Source organism: Mesorhizobium sp. M7A.F.Ca.MR.176.00.0.0, assembly GCF_004023165.1.
In the GTDB taxonomy this organism is placed as follows: Bacteria; Pseudomonadota; Alphaproteobacteria; order Rhizobiales; family Rhizobiaceae; genus Mesorhizobium.
In genome coordinates this window covers 14,686-41,296 of sequence record NZ_RZTC01000024.1, presented here as the reverse complement: position 1 = coordinate 41,296, position 26,611 = coordinate 14,686, and the positions used below count along the sequence as shown (strand labels likewise).

Annotated in this window: 27 protein-coding genes; 25 read left to right on the top strand and 2 right to left on the bottom strand. The window is 63.5% G+C overall.

The window, feature by feature from the left end; translation table 11 throughout:
- Positions 1-455, bottom strand: a 455-nt coding sequence (locus tag EOB59_RS36155; protein WP_245486591.1) for an aldolase/citrate lyase family protein, incomplete at its 3' end; no start/stop codon positions are given.
- 110 nt (positions 456-565) lie between these two features.
- On the opposite strand from EOB59_RS36155, the gene EOB59_RS10840 reads away from it, so the two are divergent.
- The 5 genes from EOB59_RS10840 to EOB59_RS10820 are packed head-to-tail and all read left to right on the top strand — an operon-like array spanning position 566 to position 4,292.
- Positions 566-1,456, top strand: a complete 891-nt coding sequence (locus EOB59_RS10840) for a 2-hydroxy-3-oxopropionate reductase (protein ID WP_127268821.1) — start codon at positions 566-568, stop codon at positions 1,454-1,456.
- A gap of 6 nt (positions 1,457-1,462) precedes the next feature.
- Entirely contained in the window at positions 1,463-2,275 is an 813-nt protein-coding gene (locus EOB59_RS10835) for a shikimate dehydrogenase (protein ID WP_127268820.1), read from the top strand.
- Complete coding sequence (locus EOB59_RS10830) at positions 2,268-3,074, top strand: SDR family oxidoreductase (protein WP_127268819.1); 807 nt, start codon at positions 2,268-2,270, stop codon at positions 3,072-3,074. Before EOB59_RS10835 ends, EOB59_RS10830 begins: the two co-directional genes overlap by 8 nt.
- 31 nt (positions 3,075-3,105) lie before the next feature.
- On the top strand, positions 3,106-3,453 hold the full coding sequence (locus EOB59_RS10825) for a RidA family protein (RefSeq protein WP_023810158.1): 348 nt from the start codon (positions 3,106-3,108) through the stop codon (positions 3,451-3,453).
- A 50-nt stretch (positions 3,454-3,503) separates the two neighbouring features.
- On the top strand, positions 3,504-4,292 hold the full coding sequence (locus EOB59_RS10820; RefSeq protein WP_164895626.1) for a FadR/GntR family transcriptional regulator: 789 nt from the start codon (positions 3,504-3,506) through the stop codon (positions 4,290-4,292).
- 64 nt (positions 4,293-4,356) lie between these two features.
- Here the strand turns inward: EOB59_RS10820 and EOB59_RS10815 are convergent, their stop codons facing one another.
- Positions 4,357-4,620: a hypothetical protein gene (locus tag EOB59_RS10815; RefSeq protein ID WP_127397378.1), complete on the bottom strand. Its 264-nt coding sequence runs from the start codon at positions 4,618-4,620 to the stop codon at positions 4,357-4,359.
- On the opposite strand from EOB59_RS10815, the gene EOB59_RS10810 reads away from it, so the two are divergent.
- The 20 genes from EOB59_RS10810 to kdpC all read left to right on the top strand — a co-directional run bounded on the left by EOB59_RS10810 (position 4,604) and on the right by kdpC (position 26,604).
- Positions 4,604-5,314, top strand: a complete 711-nt coding sequence (locus EOB59_RS10810) for an SDR family oxidoreductase (protein ID WP_127321703.1) — start codon at positions 4,604-4,606, stop codon at positions 5,312-5,314. The genes EOB59_RS10815 and EOB59_RS10810 overlap by 17 nt on opposite strands.
- An 11-nt stretch (positions 5,315-5,325) precedes the next feature.
- Positions 5,326-6,075, top strand: a complete 750-nt coding sequence (locus tag EOB59_RS10805) for an SDR family oxidoreductase (RefSeq protein WP_127397377.1) — start codon at positions 5,326-5,328, stop codon at positions 6,073-6,075.
- A 96-nt stretch (positions 6,076-6,171) separates the two neighbouring features.
- Complete coding sequence (locus EOB59_RS10800) at positions 6,172-7,122, top strand: LysR substrate-binding domain-containing protein (protein WP_128288345.1); 951 nt, start codon at positions 6,172-6,174, stop codon at positions 7,120-7,122.
- 86 nt (positions 7,123-7,208) lie between these two features.
- Positions 7,209-8,243, top strand: a complete 1,035-nt coding sequence (locus EOB59_RS10795) for an amino acid ABC transporter substrate-binding protein (protein WP_128288344.1) — start codon at positions 7,209-7,211, stop codon at positions 8,241-8,243.
- 82 nt (positions 8,244-8,325) lie between these two features.
- A complete protein-coding gene (locus EOB59_RS10790) occupies positions 8,326-9,489 on the top strand; it encodes an ABC transporter permease subunit (RefSeq protein WP_127809346.1) in 1,164 nt (387 codons plus the stop codon).
- 3 nt (positions 9,490-9,492) lie between these two features.
- Positions 9,493-10,572: an amino acid ABC transporter permease gene (locus EOB59_RS10785; protein ID WP_127395253.1), complete on the top strand. Its 1,080-nt coding sequence runs from the start codon at positions 9,493-9,495 to the stop codon at positions 10,570-10,572.
- Between the two features lie 11 nt (positions 10,573-10,583).
- Positions 10,584-11,348 (top strand): amino acid ABC transporter ATP-binding protein, encoded by a 765-nt coding sequence (locus EOB59_RS10780; protein WP_127395254.1) that lies wholly within the window; start codon positions 10,584-10,586, stop codon positions 11,346-11,348.
- Positions 11,349-11,380: 32 nt separating this feature from the next.
- Positions 11,381-12,811 (top strand): FAD-binding oxidoreductase, encoded by a 1,431-nt coding sequence (locus EOB59_RS10775; RefSeq protein ID WP_245481872.1) that lies wholly within the window; start codon positions 11,381-11,383, stop codon positions 12,809-12,811.
- A gap of 95 nt (positions 12,812-12,906) precedes the next feature.
- Entirely contained in the window at positions 12,907-14,577 is a 1,671-nt protein-coding gene (locus EOB59_RS10770) for a thiamine pyrophosphate-binding protein (protein ID WP_127395255.1), read from the top strand.
- Positions 14,574-16,667: a hydantoinase/oxoprolinase family protein gene (locus tag EOB59_RS10765; protein ID WP_127395256.1), complete on the top strand. Its 2,094-nt coding sequence runs from the start codon at positions 14,574-14,576 to the stop codon at positions 16,665-16,667. Before EOB59_RS10770 ends, EOB59_RS10765 begins: the two co-directional genes overlap by 4 nt.
- A complete protein-coding gene (locus EOB59_RS10760; protein ID WP_127320509.1) occupies positions 16,664-18,283 on the top strand; it encodes a hydantoinase B/oxoprolinase family protein in 1,620 nt (539 codons plus the stop codon). Before EOB59_RS10765 ends, EOB59_RS10760 begins: the two co-directional genes overlap by 4 nt.
- Positions 18,280-19,482 (top strand): pyridoxal phosphate-dependent aminotransferase, encoded by a 1,203-nt coding sequence (locus EOB59_RS10755; protein WP_127395257.1) that lies wholly within the window; start codon positions 18,280-18,282, stop codon positions 19,480-19,482. Before EOB59_RS10760 ends, EOB59_RS10755 begins: the two co-directional genes overlap by 4 nt.
- A 3-nt stretch (positions 19,483-19,485) precedes the next feature.
- The gene (locus EOB59_RS10750; RefSeq protein ID WP_127395258.1) at positions 19,486-20,298 is read left to right on the top strand and encodes an NAD(P)-dependent oxidoreductase; all 813 of its coding nucleotides are present in this window, start codon (positions 19,486-19,488) and stop codon (positions 20,296-20,298) included.
- A 365-nt stretch (positions 20,299-20,663) separates the two neighbouring features.
- The gene (locus EOB59_RS10745) at positions 20,664-20,888 is read left to right on the top strand and encodes an alkylphosphonate utilization protein (protein ID WP_013529641.1); all 225 of its coding nucleotides are present in this window, start codon (positions 20,664-20,666) and stop codon (positions 20,886-20,888) included.
- A 259-nt stretch (positions 20,889-21,147) separates the two neighbouring features.
- Complete coding sequence (locus EOB59_RS10740) at positions 21,148-21,450, top strand: DUF982 domain-containing protein (protein ID WP_127269540.1); 303 nt, start codon at positions 21,148-21,150, stop codon at positions 21,448-21,450.
- Positions 21,451-21,898: 448 nt separating this feature from the next.
- Entirely contained in the window at positions 21,899-21,988 is a 90-nt protein-coding gene (locus tag EOB59_RS10730; protein WP_032808122.1) for a K(+)-transporting ATPase subunit F, read from the top strand.
- A 20-nt stretch (positions 21,989-22,008) separates the two neighbouring features.
- On the top strand, positions 22,009-23,712 hold the full coding sequence (gene kdpA / locus EOB59_RS10725) for a potassium-transporting ATPase subunit KdpA (RefSeq protein WP_127395260.1): 1,704 nt from the start codon (positions 22,009-22,011) through the stop codon (positions 23,710-23,712).
- Between the two features lie 25 nt (positions 23,713-23,737).
- The gene (locus tag EOB59_RS10720; protein ID WP_245466407.1) at positions 23,738-23,935 is read left to right on the top strand and encodes a hypothetical protein; all 198 of its coding nucleotides are present in this window, start codon (positions 23,738-23,740) and stop codon (positions 23,933-23,935) included.
- The gene (gene kdpB, locus EOB59_RS10715) at positions 23,932-26,025 is read left to right on the top strand and encodes a potassium-transporting ATPase subunit KdpB (RefSeq protein WP_128288343.1); all 2,094 of its coding nucleotides are present in this window, start codon (positions 23,932-23,934) and stop codon (positions 26,023-26,025) included. The genes EOB59_RS10720 and kdpB overlap by 4 nt, the downstream gene beginning before the upstream one ends.
- Before the next feature lie 12 nt (positions 26,026-26,037).
- Complete coding sequence (gene kdpC / locus EOB59_RS10710) at positions 26,038-26,604, top strand: potassium-transporting ATPase subunit KdpC (protein ID WP_128288342.1); 567 nt, start codon at positions 26,038-26,040, stop codon at positions 26,602-26,604.
- The last annotated feature ends 7 nt before the right edge of the window (positions 26,605-26,611 follow it).

The window sequence follows — 26,611 nt, the reverse complement described above, 5'->3', positions numbered from 1 at the left end:
TCCTCGATCTGCACGGCGAGAAGTTGCTGCTCACGCGCCTTGGCGTGGTAGCCGGCGATGCGGCCGAAGGCGTTGGCGCGGTGACCGACCGAGAAGCCGCGAAATCCGCCGGGCGCATAGGTCATGGCCGCGACGATGGCGCGGGCCTGATCGGCGGTTCGTACATTGGGGATCATCAGGCTGCGTGCGCCGATATCCAGCGCCTGCTTGATCAGATTGGGATCGTCGGAGGGCAGCCTGACGACAGCCTCGCTGTCGAAGCCGCCCATCACCTGAAGCTGCGCCATGATGCTGCGCAGATGGTTGGGGCTGTGCTCGCCGTCGATCAGCACCCAATCGGCTCCGGAGCCGGCGACGATCTCCGTGGTGAGCGCCGAAGCCAGCGAGCACCAGATGCCGATGTGAGCCTGGCCAGCCGCTGTGGCAGCTTTCAGCGTGTTGACGCGTTCTTGCATCTTGCGATCATCTCCAATCATCTGGATTGAAATTTGTATGATGTCCTATATCATATGGCTACAAAACGCTGCAAGATGCGATGTACGGACTTTTAAATGGGAGCTGGAGAATGAGGATCGGGTTCATCGGGCTTGGCGTCATGGGAGCACCGATGGCGCGCCACCTGGCCGATGCCGGGCATGAGATCGTCACCGTTCTCAATCGCTCCCCTCTACCGCAGGGCCTGACCGCATCGGTCGTCGCGTCCGCCGCCGAAGTGGCACGGCGGTCCGAGATCGTCGTCACCATGCTGCCCGACACGCCTGACGTCGAACGCGTCCTGTTGGGCGAGGACGGCGTCCTGGAAGGACTGTCAGCCGGCAAGCTGGTCATCGACATGAGCTCGATCAGCCCCATCGCCACGGCGGCGTTCGCGGCGAAACTGCGAGAGAAGGGAGCCGGCTACCTCGACGCCCCGGTCTCGGGCGGCGAGGTCGGCGCCAAGGCGGCAAGCCTCACCATCATGGTCGGCGGCCCGGCCGCCGAGTTCGAGCGGGCGCTGCCGATCTTTGAGACACTCGGCAAGAACGTCACTTTGATCGGCGAGCAGAATGGCGCCGGGCAGACCTGCAAGATCGCCAACCAGATCATCGTCGCGCTCAACATCGAGGCCGTGGCCGAAGCGCTTGTCTTCGCCAGCAAGGCCGGGTGCGACCCGGCGAAGGTTCGCGGCGCCCTGATGGGTGGCTTCGCCGCTTCCCGCGTCCTGGAAGTGCATGGCCAGCGCATGATCGACCGGACCTTCGCCCCAGGCTTTCGCATCAAGCTCCACCAGAAGGATCTCAACCTGGCGCTTGACAGTGCCCGCGCCCTTGGCGTGGCGCTGCCGAACACCGCCATGGCGCAGCAACTGATGAATGCCTGTTCGGCCCATCCAGGTGGCGCCGAGGCCGATCACTCGTCTCTCGTCCGGGCGCTGGAGATCCTCAGCGGCCACGAACTGTCAAAAGAAAAGGAGTAAAAACCGATGCGCGGAACCGGCAAGGCCGAGATCTTCGTGATGCTGGCCCATCCCGTGGCCCACGCCAAGAGCCCCGGCATATTCAACGAGATCTTCGAGCAGAAGGGCCTCGACAGCCTCATGGTGCCCTTGAGCTGCCGCCCGGAGGATTTTGAGACCTTCTGGGCCGGCATCACGGCAGCCGAGAATATCAGGGGCGTGATCATCTCGGTGCCGTACAAGGTTGCGGTCTACCACAAATGCTCCGCCGCGCATGACCGCGCCGCGCGGGTGGAAAGCGCCAACTCGGTGCGACGGCTGCCGGATGGCAGCTGGTACGCCGACAATTTCGACGGCGTCGGCTTCATCGATGCGCTCAAGGCGAACGGGCATCAGATCGCCGGCCGCCGCATTCTTCAAGTCGGTGCCGGTGGCGCCGGTGCTTCGCTCGCCTATTGTCTCGCGGAAGCCGGCGCCGACGAAATCCGCCTTACCGACATCGATACGGCGCGCGCCGGGAAACTGGCGGCGCTGGTTGGCCGCGCGTTCCCGAAATGCCGCATCCAGGTCGGAGAGGCCGAGCCTTCCGGCATGCATATGGCGATCAACGCCACGCCTGTCGGCATGCATGCCGGCGATCCGCTGCCGCTTGACGTCAGCCGGCTGACCCCGGATATGACGGTCGTGGACATCATCATGGAGCCTGCGGAAACCGCTCTGCTGCGGGCGGCCAAGGGGATCGGCTGCCGCGTTCAACCGGGACGCCCGATGATGGATTTCCAGGTCCGGGCGATGTCCGAATTCTTCGACATCGAAGGCAAGGACCGCGGCCATGGCTGAGACACCGACTGCCGTCGTCATCGGCGGCACCTCCGGCATCGGACGCGCTATCGCGCAGCGCTTCGCAGAAGACGGTTATCATGTGGTCGTCTCCGGCCGGGATGCGACGAGGGGCAATGAGGCGGCCGGCTCCTGCCAGGCGGCGGGCGCGCCGCGTGCGCTGTTTGTCCAGACAGATGTCGCAGATAGCGGCTCAGTCGAGGCTCTGGCACGGATTGTCAGCGACGGGTTCGGCACGCCTCACGTCGTCGTCAACTGCGCCGGCATCTTGCAGAGCGGCAAGTACGTCCTTGATCAGGATCTGGACGAGGACGAGAAGATGTGGCGGGTGAATTATCGCGGCACGCTGTTGGGGTGCCAGGTGTTTGGCCGGCTGATGTCGGCCGCCCGGCGAGGCGCGATCCTGAATGTCGGCTCGCTCGCCTCTTTCGCGCCGCTGTCGCTGCCCGCCTACACGCCGGGAAAGCATGCGGTCCTGGCCCTGACCCAGATCCTCGCCGCCGAACTCGGCCCGCATGGCGTTCGCGTCAATGCGGTCGCGCCCGGCTATACACTTTCCGATGGTCTGAAGACCAAGATCGCCAGGGGTGAACGCAACCCCGAAGCCATACAGGCCACCACGGCGCTGCGACGCTTCGTCGAGCCGCGCGACGTCGCCGAGGCGGCATTGTTCCTCTGCTCGGAGCGCGCCGCTTCGATTACCGGCGTCACCTTGCCGGTCGACGCCGGCTGGCTGGTTCAGGCGCCTTACGCACAATATCTGCAGGGAAATCCCATCCGGCAAACGCCGGCTATCTGACAAGGATAATCCAGTGATCAATATCTCGCCAGTGAGCGACATCCAGCGCTTCGACTTCGATACCCGCATACACCATGGCGTCATCCATAACGGCACGCTCTACCTCACCGGCCAGGTCGCGAGGCCCGGCCAGTCCGCGGCCGACCAGATGCGCGAGGTGCTCGGCAAGATCGATGCGCTGCTTGGCAAGGCGGGCACGGACAAGACCCGCATCCTTCATGTGCAGATGTGGCTGGACGACATCAGGGATTTCGACGAGGTCAATGCGGTGTGGGACGCCTGGATGCCCGGGGAGCACGCACCGGCGCGCTCATCGGGCGAAGGACGGATGGCGAAGCCCGGAATGCTGGTCGAGCTGATCGTCACCGCGGCGGTTTGAATGGTCCTGCCGGTTCGGGCATCATCCCGAATCTGGCGAGAGGGAGACTGATGACGAAGCGCAAGCCGCTTTCCACCGTCGTGGCGGAGAGCCTGTCCGAGAAGATCCGCTCCGGACAGCTGCTGCCCGGCGCGCAATTGCCGACTGAGGCGGAGCTTTGCGCCGAGTACGATGTCAGCCGCACCGTGGTGCGGGAAGCTGTGGCGCGACTGCGTTCCGAAGGCCTGGTGGTGCCGCAGCAGGGGCGCGGCATGTTCGTCAGCGAGACGCCGGCGCCGCGCAACTTCTCGATACCGGACGAAGCGCTCAGGACCTTGCCGGAAACCATTGCGCTGCTCGAGCTGAGGTTGAGCGTCGAGGTGGAGTCGGCGGGATTGTGCGCGGAACGGCGCACCGATGCGGAAGCCAGCGCGATCCGCACCTTGATGGAACAGGTCGACGCCCAGCAGGCCGATCCCGCCGTCGTCCAGATCCACTACGACTATGATTTCCACCTGGCGATCGCCAAGGCGGCACGAAATGAATTCATTCACGGTTTCCTAAGCTATCTCGGGCCGATGATCGTCCCGCGCTTCCAGCTCGGCTATCTGGTCACGCCCGAACTCAAGGACAGCTACTACGCGCGCATACACAGCGAACATAGGACAATCGTCGACGCCATCGAAAGGCAGGATGGCCGCGCCGCCCGCCAGGCCATGCGCAAGCACCTGCACAACAGTCTCGGGCGGGTGCGCGCCCTGGCCCGAGCCTCTGGCGTGGAGGCAATCGAAGCCGAGCAGAAGGCGGCGGCGGCCTCACTTTTCACCGACATGAAAAGGCCTGTCTCGACAGGCGGATGAGGCTGTCTCGACAGGCGCATGAGGCCTCGCGAATTCGATCGCATCGGCGCGCCTGGGCCGAAAATTAGACATCCATTGCGAAAGCCGTGTTTTTTGTTCCGTCACCGGCTGCGCGGGTTTCCCAAGGGCTGAAGGCGCCAGCTTGCCAGCGTTTCCTTGGGTTTTCGGCTGCTGCGGTTATCCGAACACCCCAACGGATTTTGGAGGCATCCGAAATTTTCGAAAGTTTATCTTTCCTTTTTGCTGGTTTTCTTGGTTTCGCGGCATCGGCCCGGGCCGCAAACTGAAAACAGACAATCAGGAAAGCCCACGTGACGACAGCCTTCATCACCGGTGCGACGAGCGGCATAGGGCGGGCCATCGCGATCGCGCTGAGCGACGCCGGCTACGACGTCTATGCGGTCGGGCGCAGCCAGGCCGCGCTCAAGGAGCTGCAGGCACAGCGGCCCGGCATCGTGCCGATTGCCGTCGACGTCACCGACCGCGAGGCCCTGGAAGCGGCCCTGGCGGATCTCACCATCGACGTGCTGATCAACAATGCCGGGGTCATGCCGCCGCTCGGCAACTTCGCCGATATGAAGATCGCTGACATCGACACCACGCTCGAGGTGAACCTCAGCGCGGCAATCCTGCTCACGCGCCTCGTCGTCCCGCAAATGCGCGAGCGGCAGTCCGGGCATGTATTGTTCACCGGCTCCACAGCGGGCCACGCGGCATACTCCAACATTGCCGTCTATTCAGCGACCAAGGCGGCGATATCAGGCTTTGCAGCAGCGCTGCGCGCCGACCTCTCCCCATCGGGCGTACGCGTCACCGAGATCGTTGCCGGCCGTGTCGAGACGCAGCTCTACCAGGACATCCTCGACGCCAACGCGCGCGCAGCCATGTACGCCAGCAAAGTGGTGCAGCCGGATGACGTGGCCAGGATGGTCGTCGCTGTGCTTGGGCTCCCCGCGTGGGCCGACGTTACCCGTTTCGACATCATGCCGACTTGGCCAACCTCGCCAAGCGGTACCAAGTAAGGAAAACTGGGATGAAAGATCTTTCCGTTCTGATCGTTGGCGGTGGTGCCGGCCTCGGTGCCCTCTTAGCCGAGATGGCTGTCGAGGCCGGAGCGGCAAAGATCGGCATCATCGACATCAACCAGGAAGCCGCCGAGTCCGCGCTGGCGACCGCGAAGGCCAGCGGACTGCCTACCGCGACCGCCCTTTGCGACATCCAGGTAGGCCCACAGTGCCACGCCGCATTCGAGGCGATCGTTTCGAAACTCGGGCGCGTCGACACGCTGATCAATTGTGCCGCGATCTACCCTCGCCGCCCGCTCCTCGAAATCACCGACGCCGACTGGGATGCCTCCAACGGCATCAACATCAAGGGCACCTACCACATGATGGTGGCGGCGGTTCGCCACATGCAATCGCAGGAGCCGAAGAGCCGCGTCCGCGGCCGGATCGTGAACCTGACCTCGGTCGACGCCTTCAAGGCGCATCCGCAGAACGCTCACTATGCGGCGACCAAGGCCGCCGTCGTCAGCCTTACCCGATCCTTTGCCCATCACGTGGCGAAGGACGGCATTCTGGTGAATTCGGTGGCGCCGGCCGGCATGGCGACGGAGAAGGCGAAAGCGCTCGGCTTCCTGGAGGAACTGGCCAAGGCGAGCCCGCTCGGCCGCGGTGCCGAGCCAAAGGAGATTGCCGAATGGGTGCTGATGACGGGCAGCCCCAAGAACACTTACATGACCGGTGAAAACGTAATTGTTTCAGGTGGTTACATATACGCCTAAGTCTCTTTCGCCGCGGGCGACTGAACTCTGGCAGTGCATGACCGAGGCAGTGCATGACCGACCGGGCCACAAGCAGGGAAAGGAACGGAATTTTCGATGACCGGCAAGCTGCGCCTTCCCTCGCTGAATGCTCTGCGCGTGTTCCACGCGGTCGCGCAGCACAAGAGCTTTCGGCAGGCGGCGGATGAATTGCTGGTCACGCCGCAGGCCGTCGGACAGCAGATCAAGCTTCTGGAGGATACGCTCCAGGTAACGCTGTTCGAGCGTAAGGGCCGGTCGATCGAACTGACCGAGTCGGCCATTCTTCTGTCGCACTATGTCAAAGCCGGCTTCAACGAGTTTGCCGAAGGCGTTCGCCGCGTCACCAAGTCGAACTATCGGGACCGCATCAACCTGAATGCGAGCCCATACTTCGCCACGCATTATCTCCTGCCGCGGCTTTCGTTGTTCCGGGAAATCTTGCCGGGCGCGGACCTGCGCCTGACGACCGTGGTCGACCTGCCCGATTTCGGGCGCGACGATATCGATATGACGGTCCAGTGGGGCTACGGCAACTGGTCCGACTATGAAACCACGTTGCTGGTGCCGGATCCGAAGATCATCTGCTGCACGCCGGCGATCGGCGAAAGGATCAAGTCGGCGCATGATCTGACACAGTTCACGTTGCTCGACACCGTCAAGTCGAAGCGTCTGTGGCCGGACATATTGCGCCACCTTGGCGTGGAGCTGACGGATGGCGACCGCAGCATCAGCTTCGACGACGCCGCGACCATGCGCCGGGCGACCTTGCAAGGCATAGGTGTGGGCTTGGTTTCCGTCATCGACGCCGAGGAAGATTTCCGGGCGGGCACGCTGGTCGCGCCGATCGGCCGCGACGCCATTGCCGACATGAAGCCGGAGGAAGTCCCGGGCTTCTATCTTGTCGTCCCGCGCGGACATCTGCGCGTGAAGGCGGTCGCGGCACTTCACCGATGGCTGGCTCAGCAGGATTGGCGCGGCGACCTCACGATTTCCTCGTTACCGAAACCGGCCCCGCTTTCCGACTAGAAGCGGCTTCGAGACCGAGGCCTGAAAGACGCCTTTCGGGTCTCCAACAACAAGAAACCAAACAACCTCAACAGTGGAGACGGAACATGAAAATGATGAAATGGGGGGCTTCGGCCCTGGCCCTTGGCCTCGTGCATTTTGCGGCGCCGGCGGAAGCCGCCGGCGGCAAGACGCTCGAAACCCTCAAGGCACGCGGCATGCTGAACTGCACCGGCCATGACGGCTCCTATCTCGGCTTCGCCGAGGTGGACGACAAGGGCAACTGGAAGGGCATGGACATCGACCTCTGCAAGGCGGTGGCCGCGGCCGTGTTCGGCGACCCGGCGAAGCTGAAGGTCGTTCCGATCAGCTGGGCCCAGCGCTGGCCGGCCCTGCAGTCCGGCGATGTCGACATCATCATCAAGGCCTCGGGCGGCACGCTCAGCCGCGACACCGAACTTGGGCTGCAGTTCTCGATGTCCTACTATCTCGGTACCACCAAGGTGATGGCGCACAAGGAGCTGAACCTCGAGTCGCTCAAGGATGCCGCAGGCGGCACGATCTGCATTCCCGCCGGCACCTCGCAGGAACAGCAGGTCGCTGCCTATACGGCCAAGCTCGGCATCAAGCTCGAACCGGTGCTCATCGAGAAGACCGAGGAGCTCGAGCAGGCCTATTTCTCGGGACGCTGCGATCTTTATGCGCAGTGGGGTCCGACACTGGCCATTGCGCGCATCGCCAAGAGCAAGGTCGACGACCATGTCATCCTGCCAGACGTGCTCGCCGTCGAGCCTGAAGTCATGATCATGCGGCAAGGCGACGACAACTGGGTCGACATCGCCAACTGGACGCTGAGCACGCTGATCTTCGCCGAACAGGAAGGCATCACCTCGAAGAACGTCGACGAGATAAAGGCCAAGCCGACTTCACCGCAGGTCGCCAAATTCCTCGGCGTCACGCCAGGCATGGGCAAGGGTCTCGGGCTCTCCGACGACTGGGCCTACAAGGTGATCAAGAACGTCGGCAACTACGGCGAAATCTTCGATCGCGATCTCGGCAAGGACTCGCCCTACAAGATGGATCGCGAACTGACCAATTTGTGGAACAATGGCGGTGTCCTGTTCCCGCTGGTTGTTGATTGATCCGTTCTGAACGCATCCCGCTCCAGGTCCCGCCCGGCTCCCGCCGGGCGGGACCGCGCGGCAATTCGGGAAGGATTTCTGAATGGTCAGCCTGCTGAGAAATCAAAAAGTCCGCAACGCACTGTTGCAGATCCTGTATGTCGGCTCGATCGCCGCGATGGTGCTTGCCGGCATTGTGATCGCCAGACAGAACCTGGCGGCGCAGGGGATCACCTCCGGATTCGACTTCCTGTTCAAGTCGACGGGCTGGGACCTGAACTTCTCGCTGCTGCCCGCCACGGCCAACGACCCTTATTGGTGGTACTTCCTCATCGGGATCATCAATACGCTGTTTCTGGGAACCGTCGGCCTGACGCTGGCGACGATCGTCGGAACGATCGTCGGCCTGGCGCGGACTTCCTCGAACGAATTGGCCCGGCTGCTCGGCCGCACCTATGTGGACATCTTCCGAAACATCCCGCTGATCCTCCAGGTTTTTTTCTGGTATGCCGTTATCACCCATCTGCCGACGCCGCGCGCCGCGCATGAGGGATGGGGCTTTCTCCTCACCAGCCGGGGGCTTTACATCCCGTTCCCCAATGTCAGCAGCGCCGCGCTCGCTGCGGCGACATTGGCTGTGATTGCCGCCATCGCGCTGCCGATCTGGCTGGGCAGGACATCGCGCCTCAGCCTGCCGGTCGGCCAGCGTGGCGGCATTCAGCTTGCCGGCACGGCGGCGGCACTTGCCTGCGCGGCCATCGTTCTGGTGGCCGGCCGCCTGGCCGACTCGCCGCTGCTCGATTTTCCGGCGCTGCAAGGTCTCAATCTGCGAGGCGGCCTGCGCATTCCGCCGGAGTTTGCGACACTGGCCATCGCGATCGCCATCTATGGCGGCTCCTACATCGCCGAGATCGTGCGCGGCGGGTTCAAGGCTGTCGGCAAGGGCCAGGTCGAGGCGGCTCTTTCCCTGGGCCTCGGCCCGTGGCGGGTCTTCATGCTGGTGCGGCTGCCGCTGGCACTACGCGCCATGCTGCCAATCCTCGCCAACCAGTATGTCTGGCTGATGAAGGCGACCACAATGGGCATCGCGGTGGGCTTCACCGATTTCTTCATGATCGTGGCGCTGACGATCAACCATTCCGGCCAGACAATCGAAGCGATCGGCATCCTGATGGCTGGCTTCCTCGTCATCAACCTCAGCCTCGCCGCCATCTTCAACCGCATCAACAAAGCAATCGCCCTCAAGGGCAACCAATTGAGGGGGTGAGGGATGGAAATGGTCGTTGTCGCCCCTCCTGCCATTGGCAAGATCGAGGATCTGAGGCGGCGCTTCTTTGCGACGCCCCTGCAGGCATTGCTGTCGCTGGCTTCCCTGGCGGTCATGGTCTTCCTGGCCTGGAAGCTCCTGAATTGGGCGGTTTTCTCGGCTGTCTTCACGACGAGCGGCGGACCCGAAGCCTGCCAGGCGGCGGCGGGAGCCTGCTGGTCGGTCATTGCCGCGCGATGGCGCATCATCCTGTTCGGCCTCTATCCCTATGACGAGCAGTGGCGGTCGGCCCTGGCTTGCCTGATCGTCGTGGTCATGACGGTGCTAAGTTGCGTTCCAGCCTTCTGGTCGGGTCGCCGCATCGCACTCGTATGGGGAGCCGGAACGGCGCTTTTCTACGTGCTGATGAAGGGCGGCGTGCTTGGTCTGCCCTATGTCGGCGAGGAGGCCTGGGGCGGACTGGCGCTGACCCTGTTCATCTTCGTGACCACCTGCCTGATCGGCTTCCCGCTGGCGATCTGCCTGGCGCTGCTGCGCCGCTCCGGCCTGCCATGGATTTCCCGCACCTCCGGCCTCATTATCGACGGGGTGCGTTCATTGCCTCTGATCTCGATCCTGTTCACCTTCGCCATCGTGCTGCCGTTCGCACTGCCGCAATGGCTGGTGGGCGACAAGCTGTACCGGGTGATCCTGGGCTCGGCCCTGTTTTTTTCCGCCTATCAGGCGGAGATCGTCAGGGGTGGGATGCAGGGCGTTCCCAGTGGGCAAGAAGAGGCAGCCATGGCGCTTGGCATGCGCTATTGGCAGCGCGTCGGCCGCATTCTTCTACCGCAGGCCATGCGCAATGCGCTGCCGGCGACGATCAACCAGTTCGTGATCTCGTTCAAGGAAACCTCGCTGGTGATCATCGTCGGCTTCTTCGAGATCCTGGCCTCCGGCAATGCCGCCTACGGCACCGGCGAGTGGCGCTTCGCCTATGTCGAGGTCTATGCCTTCATCGCCTTCATCTACTTCATCTTCGTGTTCAGCCTGTCCCGCTATGGCGCTTTTCTCGAGCGCCGTATGTCGGTCGGCGAACGATAGGGGGCGTTTACGTGCTTTCAGGAAACTCGCCCCGATCCAGCGGCCCCGCGGTGCTGATCGAAAATCTCGACAAATATTACGGGACATTCCAGGCGCTGCGAAAGCTGAGCTTGTCCGTGGATCGCGGCGAGAGGATCGTCGTCTGCGGCCCGTCCGGCTCCGGCAAGTCCACCATGATCCGCTGCATCAACCGTCTGGAGCAGCACAATGGCGGCCGGATCACCGTGCTCGGCACCGAGCTCAACGACGATGTCGGCAACATCGACGGGATCAGGCGGGAAGTCGGCATGGTGTTCCAGCACTTCAACCTGTTTCCACACATGACGGTGCTGGAGAACTGCATGCTCGCGCCCATGATCGTGCGCAAGGTGCCGCGCGCGGATGCCGAGGCGACCGCCCGGCGCTATCTGGAGAAGGTACGCATTCCCGAACAGGCGATGAAGTATCCCGGTCAGTTGTCCGGCGGCCAGCAACAGCGGGTCGCGATAGCGCGTGCCCTTTGCATGCAGCCCGAGATCATGCTGTTCGATGAGCCGACCTCTGCGCTCGACCCGGAAATGATCGCGGAAGTGCTCGACGTCATAGTCACGCTCGCCTCTGAAGGCATGACAATGATCTGCGTCACGCATGAGATGGGTTTTGCGCGCCGGGTTGCCGACCGGGTAATTTTCATGGATGGAGGCGAGATCGTCGAACAGGCGCCTCCCGATGAATTCTTCACCTCCTCCCGCAACGAGCGCACGCGGCAGTTCCTGTCGCAGGTGCTTGGTCACTGATCGATGCAACGATCCCGCGTCAGGCCGCAGCCATGTCCGTGACTGATCCCGTCACCGCCTTGCGCGAGATGCTCGGACCGAAAGGCTGGCTTTCGGGCAGCGATGCAAGGCCCTATCAGCGCGATTGGCTCGATCGCTACGGCGTCGCGGCTCTGGGCGTGGCCAGGCCTGCGGATACCTCCGAAGTAGCCAGTGTCGTAAAGACATGCCACGCGGCCGGCCTGGCGGTCGTGCCGCAAGGCGGCAACACCGGGCTTTGCGGCGGCGCCGTCGCCGATCGGCCGAATGCGGTGATCGTTTCGCTTTCGCGCATGACGGCGATCGGCAAACCGGACTTGGACAGCGGCTCGATCCTCGTCGAGGCGGGAGCCGTGCTTGCCGCGTTGCACGAGGCGCTGGAACCGCACGGCCTGATGTTTCCGATGCATCTCGGCGCGGAAGGCAGCGCCAGGATCGGCGGCCTGGTCGGCACCAATGCCGGCGGCAGCCAGGCATTCCGGTATGGCATGATGCAAGACCTCGTGCTTGGCCTGGAGGTCGTGACCCCTGACGGGGCGATATGGAACGGGCTGCGCGCGGTGCAGAAAGACAATGCCGGCTACCAGTTGCGCAAGCTCTATTGCGGCGCGGAAGGAACGCTTGGCATCGTGACGCGCGCGATCCTGCGGCTCTACCCGATGCCGCGGCGGCAGGCGAGCGCGCTTGTCGTCATGTCCGATTTCGCCGCGGCGGTTTCGTTTGGCACCTTTCTGCGGGGCGAGGTGGGGGAATTCCTGACCGGGCTCGAGTTCTTCTCCGACATCGGGCTGGGACTGGCCCTCAAACACCTGCCCGACCTCGCCTACCAGTTGGAGGCACGCGGCGAGGTCTATGTGCTGGTCGAACTGGCATCGGGCGCCCCCCGCGTTCCGCTCGACGAGATACTGGCTTCGGCGCTGGAGTGGGGCATGGAGCAAGGCCTGGTGCTGGACGGAGCATTGGCGGCGACGGGCGCGCATCGCGCACAATTCTGGCGGCTGCGAGAGGAGCAGCCGGAAGGACAGAGGCTGGAAGGAGAGCAGCTGAAGCACGACATCTCGGTGCCTCCGGGCGCTATCGCCCGTTTCGTCGAGGCCGGCGCAGAGATCTGCGACGACATTCTTCCCGGCGTGCGGATAAACCCGTTCGGGCATCTCGGCGACGGCAACATCCACTACAATCTGTCGCCGCCGGAAGGCCGCGCCGATTTTGACGGCAAGGCCGAGCGGTTCGCCGAGGCGCTATCGTCGCTCGCCACGGAAATGGGCGGCAGTTTCGCGGCCGAGCATGGACTTGGCCGCGCAAAGATCGCCATGGCCGACCGAAACCGCAGTCCATTGGAACGCGAACTCATGGCGCGGCTCAAGGATGCATTCGATCCACGGGACACGATGAATCCGGGCGTGCTGGTGCACGCTGCTCGGCAAAGAAAAACTTTCGAATAGACGGCATTTCTTGATTTCGCCCCGAACCGCCTGCGTGCACCTATGAACCGAAGGCAGGCTCGATCGACCTGCCGCCAAAGTGAGGATGTCGAAGCATGATCCGCAATGGCGGCCGCCTTCTCGTCGAGTGCCTGATCGGGCTTGGCGCGACCAGGAGCTTCGGCGTGCCCGGAGAAAGTTATCTGGCCGTCCTGGACGCGCTGCACGACACGCAGGGAAAGCTGGACTACACGCTTTGCCGCAATGAAGGCGGCGCGGCGTTCATGGCCTCGGCCTACGGCAAGTTGACCGGCTCGCCAGGCATCTGTTTCGTGACGCGCGGCCCAGGCGCCACCAACGCCAGCATCGGCGTTCACACGGCCATGCAGGACAGTTCGCCGATGATCCTGTTCGTCGGCCAGGTCGGCACCGACATGAAGGGCCGCGAAGCGTTTCAGGAAATCGACTACCGGGCGGTGTTCGGCACGGTCGCCAAATGGGCGGTCGAGATCGACGATGTCGCGCGCCTGCCCGAGATTGTGGCGCGGGCATGGACGACCGCATTGACCGGACGACCTGGTCCCGTCGTGGTCGCGCTGCCCGAGGACATGCTGACCACCATGACTGAAGCGGCTCCGCTCAGCGCACCGGCGGCCATTTTCGAGCCGGCACCGGCGCCGGAAGCGATCGCTTCGGCCTTCAAGCTGCTGGCCAAGGCCGAGAGGCCGGTCCTGCTCATGGGCGGCGCCAACTGGACCGTGGACGGACGCGCGGCGCTACAGGCTTTCGCAGAGGCTTCCGACATTCCTGTCGTGGCGGCCTTTCGCTATCAGGACCAGTTCGACAACCATTCGCCGGTCTTTGTCGGCGAGGCCGGCGTCGGCATGGTGGCGCATGTCAAAGCCCTGCTCCGCGAGGCCGACGTGATCCTGGCCGTCAATGTGCGTTTTGGCGAGATGACCACGGATGGCTATACGCTGCTGTCCGTGCCGGTGCCGCGCCAGAAACTGATCCATGTCCATGGCTCCGATCGCGAGATCGGCAAGATCTATGTGCCGGCCATCGGTATCCATGCCGGGCCGAACGCTTTTGCCCGGGCGTTGACGCCCGTCAAAGGCGGCTGGGCGGACTGGCGCGCCGCGGCCCGCAAAGCCTATGAAGGGACATTCGGCGCGCCCGTCCAGCCCGGCCCGGTGGACATGGTGGAGGTCAGCGCCTGGCTGCGCGAAAACCTGCCTGCCGACGTCATTCTCACCAACGGCGCCGGCAATTTCACCGTCTGGCCGAACAAGTTCTTCAAGTTCGGGCCGGACGCACGGCTGCTCGCCCCGCAGTCTGGCGCCATGGGCTACGGCCTGCCGGCGGCAATTGCCGCCAAGGTTGCGTTTCCAGAACGCACGGTCGTCTGCTTTGCCGGCGACGGCGACTTCCAGATGAATTGCCAGGAACTCGGAACCGCCATGCAGGCTGGCGCGCAGCCGATCGTGCTGATCCTCAACAACGGCATCTACGGCACGATCCGCGCCCATCAGGAGCGCCACTATCCGGCGCGCGTTTCGGGCACGTCGCTCGAAAACCCTGATTTCGTGACACTGGCAAAGGCCTATGGTTTCCATGCCGAGCGGGTCGAGGCGACGCGCGATTTCGCGGCGGCGTTCGATCGGGCGCTCGGATCCGTGACGGGAGCGGTCCTCGACATCGCCATATCTCCCGAAGCGCTGACGCCCCGACAGACCCTTTCCCAGATGCGTGACGCCGCGCTCGCTTCCCAGAAGGCCAAGGCATGACCTCCAAAGACGACATCCGTCTCGGCGCGGACATCGGCGGCACGTTCACCGACGTCGCGCTCGACCTCAGGGGAACGATCTTCTCCACCAAGGTGTTGACCAATTATGCGGCGCCCGAGCAGGCGATCCTGGACGGCATTGCCGTCGTCACGCGCGATGCCGGTATCGCGCTTGCCGAGATCGGCATCATCATCCACGGCACGACGCTGGCGACGAATGCGCTCATCGAACGCCGTGGCGCCAAGACCGCGCTGGTCACCACCGAAGGGTTCCGCGATGTCATCGAGATGCGCACGGAAAACCGCTTCGAGCAGTATGACCTCGACCTGCAGCTGCCGGCGCCGCTAATCCCGCGCGAGCACCGTTTCACGGTAAAGGGCCGGATCGGTGCGGAAGGCCAGGAGCTTCAGCCGCTCGACGAAGCCGCCCTGGAAGGCATTGCCGACCGGATCGCGGCCGGCGGCTTCGGCTCCGTGGCGATCGGCTTCATCCATGCCTACACCAACCCTGATCATGAGCGCCGGGCACGCGCTATCCTGTCCCGCAAGCTTACCATCCCGATTTCGATCAGCGCCGAAGTCTCGCCGCAGATGCGCGAGTTCGAACGCTTCAACACGGTCTGCGCCAACGCCTATGTGCGGCCGCAGATGGCGGACTATCTCGCGCGTTTCCAGACCCGCTTGAAGGAGATGGGCGCCGAGTGCCCGGTCTTCATGATCCATTCGGGCGGCGGTCTGATCTCGGTGGAGACGGCCTCGGAATTTCCCGTGCGCCTCGTTGAGTCCGGCCCGGCCGGCGGCGCCATCTTCGCCGCCGACATCGCCAGGCGATTCGGCCTGGAAAAGGTCGTCTCCTATGACATGGGCGGCACCACTGCAAAGATTTGCCTGATCGAGGATTATGCGCCGCGCACCGCCAGAACCTTCGAAGTGGCGCGTACCTATCGCTTCTGCAAAGGTTCCGGCATGCCGATCTCCATTCCCGTGATCGAGATGATCGAGATCGGCGCCGGCGGCGGGTCGATCGCCTGGGTCGACGCCATGGGCCGCATCCAGACCGGTCCCGAAAGTGCCGGATCGGAACCTGGCCCGGCCTGCTACGGCCGCGGCGGCAGGCGCCCGGCCATCACAGATGCCGACCTGGTGCTCGGCAAGCTCGATCCCGACAATTTCGCCGGCGGCGCCATCAGGCTGGACACGTCCGCATCCGAACAGGCGATCCTGCGCGATGTCGGCGAACGCCTGTCGCTCGATGCCATGGCGACGGCCTTCGGCATCTGCGAGGTGGTGGACGAGAACATGGCCAATGCCGCCCGCGTCCATGCCGTCGAAAACGGCAAAAACATTTCCGACAACGTGATGATCGCCTTCGGTGGCGCGGCCCCGCTTCACGCCGCAAGGCTTTGCGAGAAACTCGGCATCGACCAGTGCATCGTCCCCAAGGGCGCGGGCGTCGGATCGGCGATCGGCTTCCTCAAGGCTCCGTTCGGCTACGAAGCCCTGGCATCCCGGCTGACGCGGCTGTCGCAGTTCAAGCCGGCCGAGGCCAATGCTTTGCTCGATGACCTCAAAGTGTCAGCCGAAAGCTTCGTGCGGGCAGGGGCCAACGGTACGATCACATGCGAAATCACCGCCTTCATGCGCTACGCCGGCCAGGGCTGGGAAATCCCCGTGCCGCTGCCGGACGAGCCGTTCGGCAATGATGCCGCAACCACGCTCGAGGATTTGTTCCAGGCGAATTACCAACGCTTCTTCGGCCGCGCCATCGAAGGACTTGGCGGCCTGGAAATCGAGATCGTCACCTGGTCCGTGAAGGCGACGGATGTCCGGCCTGCTGTCGCCAGGCACGAGCTGATCACCGGCAAGCGGACCACTCAGCCGGCAACAAGCCGCGCGGTGTTCGATCCGGCCAGCGGTGCGCCACGGACCTATGGCATCGTCGAACGGGAGGGGCTGTGCACCGGCGATCGGGTGGCGGGCCCGGTCATCATCGTCGAACGCGAGACGTCCACCGTCGTCACCACGAGCTTCGACGCCGTCATCCAGAGCGACGGAGCGATCCTTCTGATCCGCAAAGGCAGCCAGGCATGAGCGACATCAGTGAAATCCGCATGCAGGTTATGTGGAACCGGTTGATCTCGGTGGTCGAGGAGCAGGCCCTCACCTTGCTGCGCACGGCTTTCTCGACATCGGTGCGCGAATCCGGCGACCTGTCGGCGGGCGTGTTCGATCCCCGCGGCCAGATGCTGGCACAGGCGGTGACGGGAACGCCCGGCCATGTCAACACCATGGCCGAGGCGGTGCTGCATTTCATGAACGAAATCCCGCGCGAAACCATGTTCGAGGGCGACACCTACGTCACCAATGACCCCTGGTTGGGCACGGGCCACCTGCACGATATCACCATGGTGTCGCCGTCGTTCCTGAACGGCGAATTGGTTGCGTTCTTCGCCTGCACGGCGCATGTGGTCGATGTCGGTGGGCGCGGCTTTGGCGCTGACGGCAAGTCGGTCTACGAGGAAGGCATCCAGATCCCGATCATGAAGTTCGCGGAGAAGGGCAAGGTCAATCTCGATCTCGTCAGGATCCTGCGCGCCAACGTCCGCGAGCCGAACCAGGTCGTCGGCGATTTCTATTCACTCGCCGCCTGCAACGAAGTCGGCCACCGACGCCTCGTCGACATGATGAAGGAGATCGGCCTGGCATCGCTGGACGGGCTTGGCGAGTTCATCTTCTCGCGCACCCGCGACGCCATGGTCGAACGCATCAAGGCGATGCCCAAAGGCAGCTGGTCGAACGCGCTGGTGACCGACGGCTACGACGAGCCGGTGAAACTCGCGGCGACCGTCACTGTTCGGGACGCCGGCGTCGAGGTCGATTTCACCGGTACCGACCCGATGAGCCGATGGGGCATCAACTGCCCGATCATCTACAGCAAGGCCTATGCCTGCTACGCGTTGAAATGCGTGGTGGCGCCCGATATTCCTAACAATGCCGCGTCGCTCGCCTTCTTCACCGTGTCGTCTCCGGTCAACATCCTGAACGCCGTGCGGCCGGCGCCGGTGGCGCTCAGGCACATCTTCGGCCATATGGTTCCCGATCTGGTGCTCGGCGCGATCGCCAAGGCGATGCCCGGCAAGATCCTTGCCGAGGGCGCCGGCGCACTGTGGAACATCCATATCTCGGTTCGGCCGGTCTCCGGCGGTTCGGGCCGCCGCGCCGAGGTGCTGATGTTCAATTCCGGCGGCATGGGCGCGCGCCCCGGTCTCGACGGATTGTCGGCGACGGCTTTCCCCTCCGGCGTCCATACGATGCCGATCGAGGCAACGGAGCACACCGGCCCGATCGTCATCTGGCGCAAGGAACTGCGGCCCGATTCCGGCGGCGACGGCGAGTTCCGCGGCGGGCTCGGGCAGGTTATCGAAATCGAGGCGATCGAGGGCCATGAATTCGACTTTTCGGCCATGTTCGACCGCGTCAATCATCCCGCCCACGGGCGCAACGGCGGCGGACCTGGAGTGGCCGGCGTGGTCAGGCTGGACGATGGCACGCAGATGCGACCTAAAGGCTGGCAGCATGTTCCGGCCGGCCGTCGGCTGATCCTCCAATTGCCGGGCGGCGGCGGCTATGGCGATCCGTCCAAGCGCAGCACCGAGGCGCGGGCGAACGACCGCTCCAAGGAATACATTTCGGAGAACGGCAAATGAGCTACATTGCCTCGCGCCTGTCTGCGGTGAAGCCGTCGGCGTCCATGGCTGCTTCGCAGGCAGCCAGGGCCCTGCGCGCCAAGGGCGTCGACGTGATCGATCTTGGCCTGGGCGAGCCGGATTTCCCGACACCGAGCCATATCATCGAAGCGGCGCATGTCGCCGCGAAGGCCGGCCAGACGCTATACACGGGTGCCGCCGGCACGGCCGAGGTGCGCGAAGCCGTGGCCGGCAAGTTCCGCCGCGAAAACGGACTGGACTACACGGCGGACGACGTCGTCGTGGCCAATGGCGCCAAGCAGATCATCTTCAACGCGCTGATGGCGACGCTGGAGTCTGGTGACGAAGCGATCCTGCCGGCGCCCTACTTCGTCTCCTATCCCGAGATGGTGAAGCTGCTCGGCGGCAGGCCTGTCCTCATCGAGTGCCCGGAAACTTCGGGCTTCCGGCTGACGCCGGAGCTGCTCGAAAAAGCCATCACTCCAAGGACGAAATGGCTGTTCCTCAACATGCCCGGCAACCCCTCCGGCGCCATATATTCGCAATCGGACCTGCGGGCACTCGGAGCGGTTTTGGCAAGGCATCCGCAGGTGCTGGTGCTTTCCGACGAGATTTACGAGCACATCCTGTTCGACGGACGCGACTTCGTCTCCTTCGGCAAGGCTTGCCCGGAACTCAGGGACCGCACCCTGATCGTCAACGGCGTCTCCAAATCCTATGCGATGACCGGGTGGCGTGTCGGCTATGCCGCCGGGCCGGCGCCGCTCACCAGGGCGATGGCGATCATCCAGAGCCAGTCCTGCACGTCCGTCTGCTCGATCGCGCAAGCGGCGACGGTGGCCGCGCTCAACGGCCCCCAGGACGAGGTGGCACGCTTTCGGCAGGCGTTCGAGGCGCGCCGCGACCTTGTCGTCGACGGCATCAGGCGGATCAACGGTCTTACGCTTTCGCCACCGGAAGGCGCCTTCTATGCCTATATCGGCTGCGCCAGCCTGATCGGCCGCAGGACCCCAAAAGGCGTCGTGCTCGAGGACGACACGGCAGTGGCGAATTATCTCCTGAACGAAGGGCGCGTGGCCTCGGTGCCGGGCGCCGCCTATGGACTTTCCCCCTATTTCCGCATCTCGACCGCGACCGGCGAAGAGGTGCTGACCGAAGCGATCGCGCGCATCAACGCCGCCGTCGCGCAAGTGGAGTAAATCATGCCGCATTACGAACGCATCCTGATCACCGGCGCGGCCGGCCGCCTCGGTTCGGAACTGCGAAAGGGGCTGGTGCCGCTGGCAAAAACGATCCGCCTGGCCGGCCGCGAACCGTTCGGCGATCTTGCTCCACACGAGGAAGAAGCGGTCTTCGACCTCGCCGATATGGAGGCGACGATTGCCGCCACCAAGGATTGCGACGCGATCGTGCATTTCGGCGGCGCACCACTCGAATGCGAATGGCAAACCATCCTGGATTCCAGCATCCGCGGCTCCTATCACATCTACGAGGGCGCCCGGAAACACGGGGTGAAACGAGTCATCTATGCCTCCTCCGTGCATGCCGTCGGCTATCACGAGGTCGAGGCGCATATCGGCGTCGACGCGCCGGTGCGTCCCGACAGCCTCTATGGCGTGTCGAAGAACTTCGTCGAGAGCCTGAGCCGGCTTTACTGGGACAAGTTCGGCATCGAGACGGCGTGCCTGCGCATCTTTTCGTCCTTCCCCGAACCGGCGGACCGTCGCATGCTGTGGTCATACCTCTCCTTCGCCGATTGTGTGCGTCTGGTCGAGGCAGCTCTCACCGCGCCGCGCGTCGGCCATACGATCTCCTTCGGCCTTTCCGACAACAAGGTGAAAACGGTCGACAACAGCGGCGCCAACCATCTGGGGTTTTCTCCGCAGGATAGTGCCGAGCCGTTCCGCGCAGCGGTCGAGGGGAAGACGCAGATTCCGGATCCCAAGGCGCCATCGGTGCAGTATCTGGGCGGGTGGTTCTGCGAGCTTGGCCATCCGGACGACAAGCGGGCGTAGCTATCGAAATACCAATCCGCTCGATGGCGCAGACCGGAAGCCGAGATGCGGCAGGCGATGGATTCACGCATGGTGGCGGAGATCGAGGAGGTTGTCGGCGGCGCCGGCTTCGATGTGCCACGCTGACCACGGTCATGGATCAGATCTGGCAGCGGTACCTGCAGACGATGCCCGACCTTCCCGCGCAAGCATTTCATCCACCATGGGCGTCGAAGGCTTAGAGATTTATGCGCTGCGCGCTTCTCGTCGCACATGTTCCACGTCGGCCACCAGATGGCCGCCTGAAATGTTGACGGTTGCCGGTCGTCATCGGTTTTGGGATTCTCACCTGATCTGGTAGTGGGATCCAAATCACAGGAGATGGCATGCCGAACGATGTAATCGTGCGCGACAGCAATGGCGCTCAATTGAATGACGGTGATTCCGTAACGCTGATCAAAGACCTCAAAGTCAAAGGCACTTCGGAGACGATCAAGCGCGGCACGTTGGTGAAGGCCATCCGCCTGAACGGCAATCCCGGCGAGATCGAATGCAATACCAAGCAAGTGAAAGGCCTGGTGCTCAAGACCGAGTTCGTGAAGAAGGCGTGAGCCTCAAGGCGGCAAGCGATCTCGATGGCTCCTTCGGGATTTTGGAGAGCCTGCCGTCGCCAAGGGGGCTGCGGAGCCGTTGAGCGGCCGGCACCCGGTCGTTGCGCTGCGAATTGATAACTTCGCCGACCAGGCACAATCAAAAAAATCGCCAAGTCCCAAGCTGGAACCTCCGGCCTCATTGCGCGTTTCACGGCGTCCCGTTCGCGGACTCGCCCGGATATCTCTCCAAGCGCGCGAAAAACCAGGAGCCCGCTTCATGCACGACAAGCTGTTTCATTCACCGGTCGCACTGTCGGTCGGCCTCGGCTTCAAGCGCGAGATTGCCTCGCTGGCCGAAATGCACGATTTCCTCACCAATTGGACGACCTCCCGCCGCGGCCCGCTTTACCGAAACGCGGTGGAGACATGTGATCTGGCCGTTCCAGGTTATGTGAGCGTCGAGCAGGCGCGCCGGGCGTTGCTCGAATTCGCGCAAGCCGCCGGCATCCTGTGGCCGGACCTCGAGCCGGTGGCGGGCGTGCACGCCGTTGCGCGTGGCTATGGCGGCTACGCCGCCTGAAGATTGATGTTCTCCGTGGCGGCTAAAGCCACACCACCATAGAAAGCCCGGCTGGCCCTCAGCCGGGCTTTCGCGTTTCCGGCAGCTCGCAAGGAAATCGCAATCCTGTAGCCGTGTGTCTTGGGCGACAATCCCTGCGTGGAGTGTCGGGAAGAGCCCGCGCAAAAATCTTTATGAAATTCCTATTTCTTTCCACTGCGCCCCGTCTCGAACCTTTATGGCGATCGGGTCCATATTCCTTTTAGAAAATACAACCGGTTCCGTCGCCAAAGATGCGACGGGACACTTTCGAGATATTGCGAACTCTCCTGTCAAATTCGCAAAGTACAAAAGAACAAAAGGAATAAACACAATGGATATGGCCGTTATCGGAATCGGAATTTTGTTCTTTGCCCTTTGTTTCGCCTACATAAAAGCTTGTGACGCGCTCTAGAGCGAGGCTGAAAAAATGATCGTCGACTATATTCTCGGTGGCGGCGTTACGCTGTTCCTGCTCGCCTACCTGACATACGCCCTCGTTCGTCCAGAACGCTTCTGAAGGCACGGAAAGCCACACCCATGACACTGAACGGTTGGATACAGATCCTGGTCTATTGCGGGATCGTCGTTTTGCTGGTGAAGCCGCTCGGCGGCTACATGCACCGCGTCTTCAACGGCGACCGCACGCTGCTTTCGCCGTTCCTTCGCCCGCTTGAGCGTGGGCTTTATCGTATTTGCGGAACCAGCGAACGCGAGGAACAGCACTGGACCACCTACGCGGTCGCCCTGCTGCTCTTCAATCTCGCCGGCTTCCTGGTGCTTTATGCGCTGCAGCGTCTGCAGGGCAGCCTGCCTTACAACCCTGCCGGCATGACAGCGGTTGAACCAGGGTTGGCCTTCAACACCGCCGCCAGCTTCATGACCAACACCAACTGGCAGAACTATGGTGGCGAGAGCACGATGTCCTATCTCGTGCAGATGGCCGGGCTGACGGTGCAGAACTTCGTTTCGGCGGCCACCGGCATTGCCATCGCCATTGCGCTGATCCGCGGCTTTGCCCGGGCGTCCAGCAAGTCGATCGGCAATTTCTGGGTCGATATGACCCGCTCCACACTCTATCTGCTGCTGCCGTTCTGCATCGTGCTGACGCTGGTCTATGTCTGGCTCGGCATGCCGCAGACGCTCGGCGCCTACGTCAACGCCACGACGCTGGAAGGAGCGCAGCAGACCATCGCCGTCGGCCCGGTCGCTTCGCAGGTGGCCATCAAGATGCTCGGCACCAATGGCGGCGGTTTCTTCAACGCCAATGCCGCGCACCCGTTCGAGAACCCCGACGCGATCTCCAACCTGATCCAGATGGTGTCGATCTTCGCCATCGGCGCCGCCTTGACCAATGTCTTCGGCCGCATGATCGGCAACCAGCGCCAGGGCTGGGCGATCCTCTCGGCCATGGGCGTCATGTTCATCGCCGGTGTCGCCATCTGCTACTGGGCGGAAGCCGCCGGCAACCCGCTGGTGCATGCGCTGGGCATCGACGGCGGCAACATGGAGGGCAAGGAGAGCCGCTTCGGCATCGCCCTGTCGGCGCTGTTTGCCGTCATCACCACGGCCGCTTCCTGCGGCGCCGTCAACGCCATGCACGGCTCCTTCACCGCGCTCGGCGGCATGATCCCGATCATCAACATGCAGCTTGGCGAAGTTATCGTCGGCGGTGTCGGCGCCGGTCTCTACGGCATCCTGATGTACATCGTCATCGCCGTCTTCGTCGCCGGCCTGATGGTCGGCCGCACGCCCGAATATCTGGGCAAGAAGATCGAGGCCAAGGAGGTCAAGATGGCTATGCTGGCCATACTGTGCCTGCCGCTGGCGATGCTGATCTTCACGGCCATCGCCGTCGTGCTGCCGACCGGCGTGGCGTCGATGGGCAATGCCGGCCCGCACGGCTTCTCCGAGGTTCTGTATGCCTACACTTCGGCGGCGGCCAACAACGGTTCGGCCTTTGGCGGCCTCAGCGGCAACACGCCCTGGTACAACATCACGATCGGCATCGGCATGCTGATGGGCCGCTTCCTGGTCATCATCCCGGCGCTGGCCATTGCCGGCTCGCTGGTGGCGAAGAAAACGGTTCCGGCTTCCGCCGGCACCTTCCCGACCGATGGCCCTCTGTTCGTCGGGCTGCTGGTCGGCGTCATCCTGATCGTCGGTGGCCTCACCTTCTTCCCGGCGCTCGCCGTCGGGCCGATCATCGAGCACCTGGCGATGGCTCACGGGCAGACCTTCTGAGACCGTCATGTCCTGGTTCAATGCCATGCGCCGCAAGGTCGGCCACAGGGACGATCACCGAAAGGAGGAGAGACCTCCTCCTTTCCCGACCCTGTCGACGTTTCTCGGCCTTGCGGCAGTCATGCTCGTCCTCTGGCTGCTGGCCTACGGGCCGCCGCATTTCCTTTCGGCATCCAATCATCGGGTGCCGTCCAACAACACCGAAGCCGGAGCTTCAAAATGAGCAACTCGAAATCAGCAAGCATCATGGATGCACGCATCCTGGTTCCCGCCATTGGCGGCGCCTTCCGCAAGCTCGATCCGCGCACGCTGGCCAGGAACCCGGTGATGTTCGTCGTTGCCGTCGTCTCGGCGCTCACCACGGTGCTGTTCGTGAAGGACCTGGTCACCGGAGGCGGCAATCTCGGCTTTACGCTGCAGATCATCATCTGGCTTTGGTTCACCGTGCTGTTCGCCAACTTCGCCGAAGCGGTCGCAGAAGGCCGCGGCAAGGCGCAGGCGGATTCGCTGCGCAAGGCACGCACCGAGACCCAGGCCAAGCTCTTGACCGGTGAGGACCGCACCAAATACAAACTCGTGCCCGGCACCAGCCTCAAGGTCGGCGATGCCGTCCTGGTCGAGGCCGGCGACATCATCCCGTCGGACGGCGAAGTGGTCGAGGGCGTCGCGTCGGTCAATGAGGCGGCGATAACAGGCGAATCGGCGCCGGTCATCCGCGAATCCGGTGGCGACCGTTCGGCGGTCACCGGTGGCACCCAGGTGCTGTCAGACTGGGTCCGCGTCCGCATCACCGCCGCCTCCGGCCATACCTTTCTCGACCGCATGATCTCGCTGGTCGAAGGTGCCGAGCGCCAGAAGACGCCGAACGAGATCGCGCTCAACATCCTGCTCGTCGGCATGACGCTGATCTTCGTGCTGGCCACCGCGACGATCCCGAGTTTTGCCTCCTACTCGGGCGGCTATATCTCGGTGACCGTTCTGGTGGCGCTGTTCGTCACCTTGATCCCGACCACGATCGGCGCGCTGCTTTCGGCCATCGGAATCGCCGGCATGGACCGCCTGGTGCGATTCAACGTGCTGGCCATGTCGGGCCGCGCCGTGGAGGCCGCAGGCGACGTCGACACGCTGCTGCTCGACAAGACCGGCACGATCACACTCGGCAACCGCCAGGCGACGCAGTTTCGCCCGGTCAAGGGCGTCACCGAACAGGAACTGGCCGACGCGGCTCAGCTAGCCTCGCTCGCCGACGAGACGCCGGAAGGCCGCTCCATCGTCGTGCTGGCCAAGGAGAAATACGCCATCCGCGCCCGCGACATGGCAACGCTGCACGCCACTTTCGTGCCCTTCACAGCGCAGACCCGTATGAGCGGCGTCGACATCGATGGTTCATCGGTGCGCAAGGGCGCCGTCGATTCCGTGCTTTCCCATGTCAACCAGTCGGCAGCCGCCGCCCATGGCACGCGCCCAAGCAGCGAATCCATCCGCGATCTCCAGTCCATCGCCGACGAGATCGCCAAGTCCGGCGGCACGCCGCTGGCGGTCGAACGCGACGGGCGCCTGCTCGGCGTCATCCACCTCAAGGACATCGTCAAGGGCGGCATCAGCGAGCGTTTCACCGAACTGCGCCGCATGGGCATCCGCACGGTGATGATCACCGGTGACAACCCGATGACGGCGGCGGCGATCGCCGCGGAAGCCGGCGTCGACGACTTCCTCGCGCAGGCCACACCGGAGGACAAGCTGAAGCTGATCCGCGACGAACAGGCCAAGGGCAAGCTGGTGGCCATGTGCGGCGACGGCACCAACGATGCACCCGCCCTTGCACAAGCCGATGTCGGCGTCGCCATGAACACCGGCACGGTTGCCGCCCGCGAGGCCGGCAACATGATCGATCTCGACAGCGATCCGACCAAGCTCATCGAGATCGTCGAGATCGGCAAGGCGCTCTTGATGACGCGAGGTTCGCTGACGACCTTCTCGATCGCCAACGATGTGGCCAAGTATTTCGCCATCATTCCGGCGATGTTCGCCGTCTTCTACGTCGCGCCGGGACAGACGACCGGCCCGCTGCAGGCGCTCAACGTCATGCATCTGGCGACGCCGCAAAGCGCCATCCTGTCGGCTATCATCTTCAACGCACTGATCATCATCGCGCTGATCCCGCTGTCGCTGAAGGGCGTCAAATACCGCGCCATCGGCGCCGGCGCGCTGCTCAGCCGCAATCTTCTCGTCTACGGCCTCGGCGGCCTCATCGTGCCTTTCGTAGGCATCAAGGCGATCGACATGATCGTCACCGCGCTTGGCCTTGCTTAAGGAATTACGCTCATGTTCAAACAGATAAGACCCGCGATCATCATGATCGTCTTCTTCACGGTCCTGACCGGCCTGATCTATCCCTTGGGCATGACCGGCATCGCCCAGGCGATCTTCCCGCGCCAGGCCAATGGCAGCCTGATCGAGAAGGATGGCAAGGTTATCGGCTCCGAGCTGATCGGCCAGGGCTTTGCCAGCGACAAGTATTTCCATGGCCGCCCCTCGGCCGCCGGCGACGGCTACAACGCCGCCGCCTCGAGCGGCAGCAATCTCGGCCCGACCAATCCCAAGCTGATCGACCGCATCAAGGGCGACGCGGAAAGATTGAAGGCGGAGAATCCGAACCAGCCCGTCCCGATGGACCTGGTGACGACGTCCGGCAGTGGCCTCGATCCCGATATCAGTCCCGAAGCAGCCTACTTCCAGGCCGCCAGGGTGGCCAAGGCCAGGGGGATCGATGAAGCCAAGGTCAAGGCGCTTGTCGATGCCCAAGTCGAGGGCAGGGAACTCGGCTTCATGGGCGAACCGGTGGTCAATGTGCTCGGTCTCAACCTTGCGCTGGACGCCGGGAAACAGTGAATGGTGC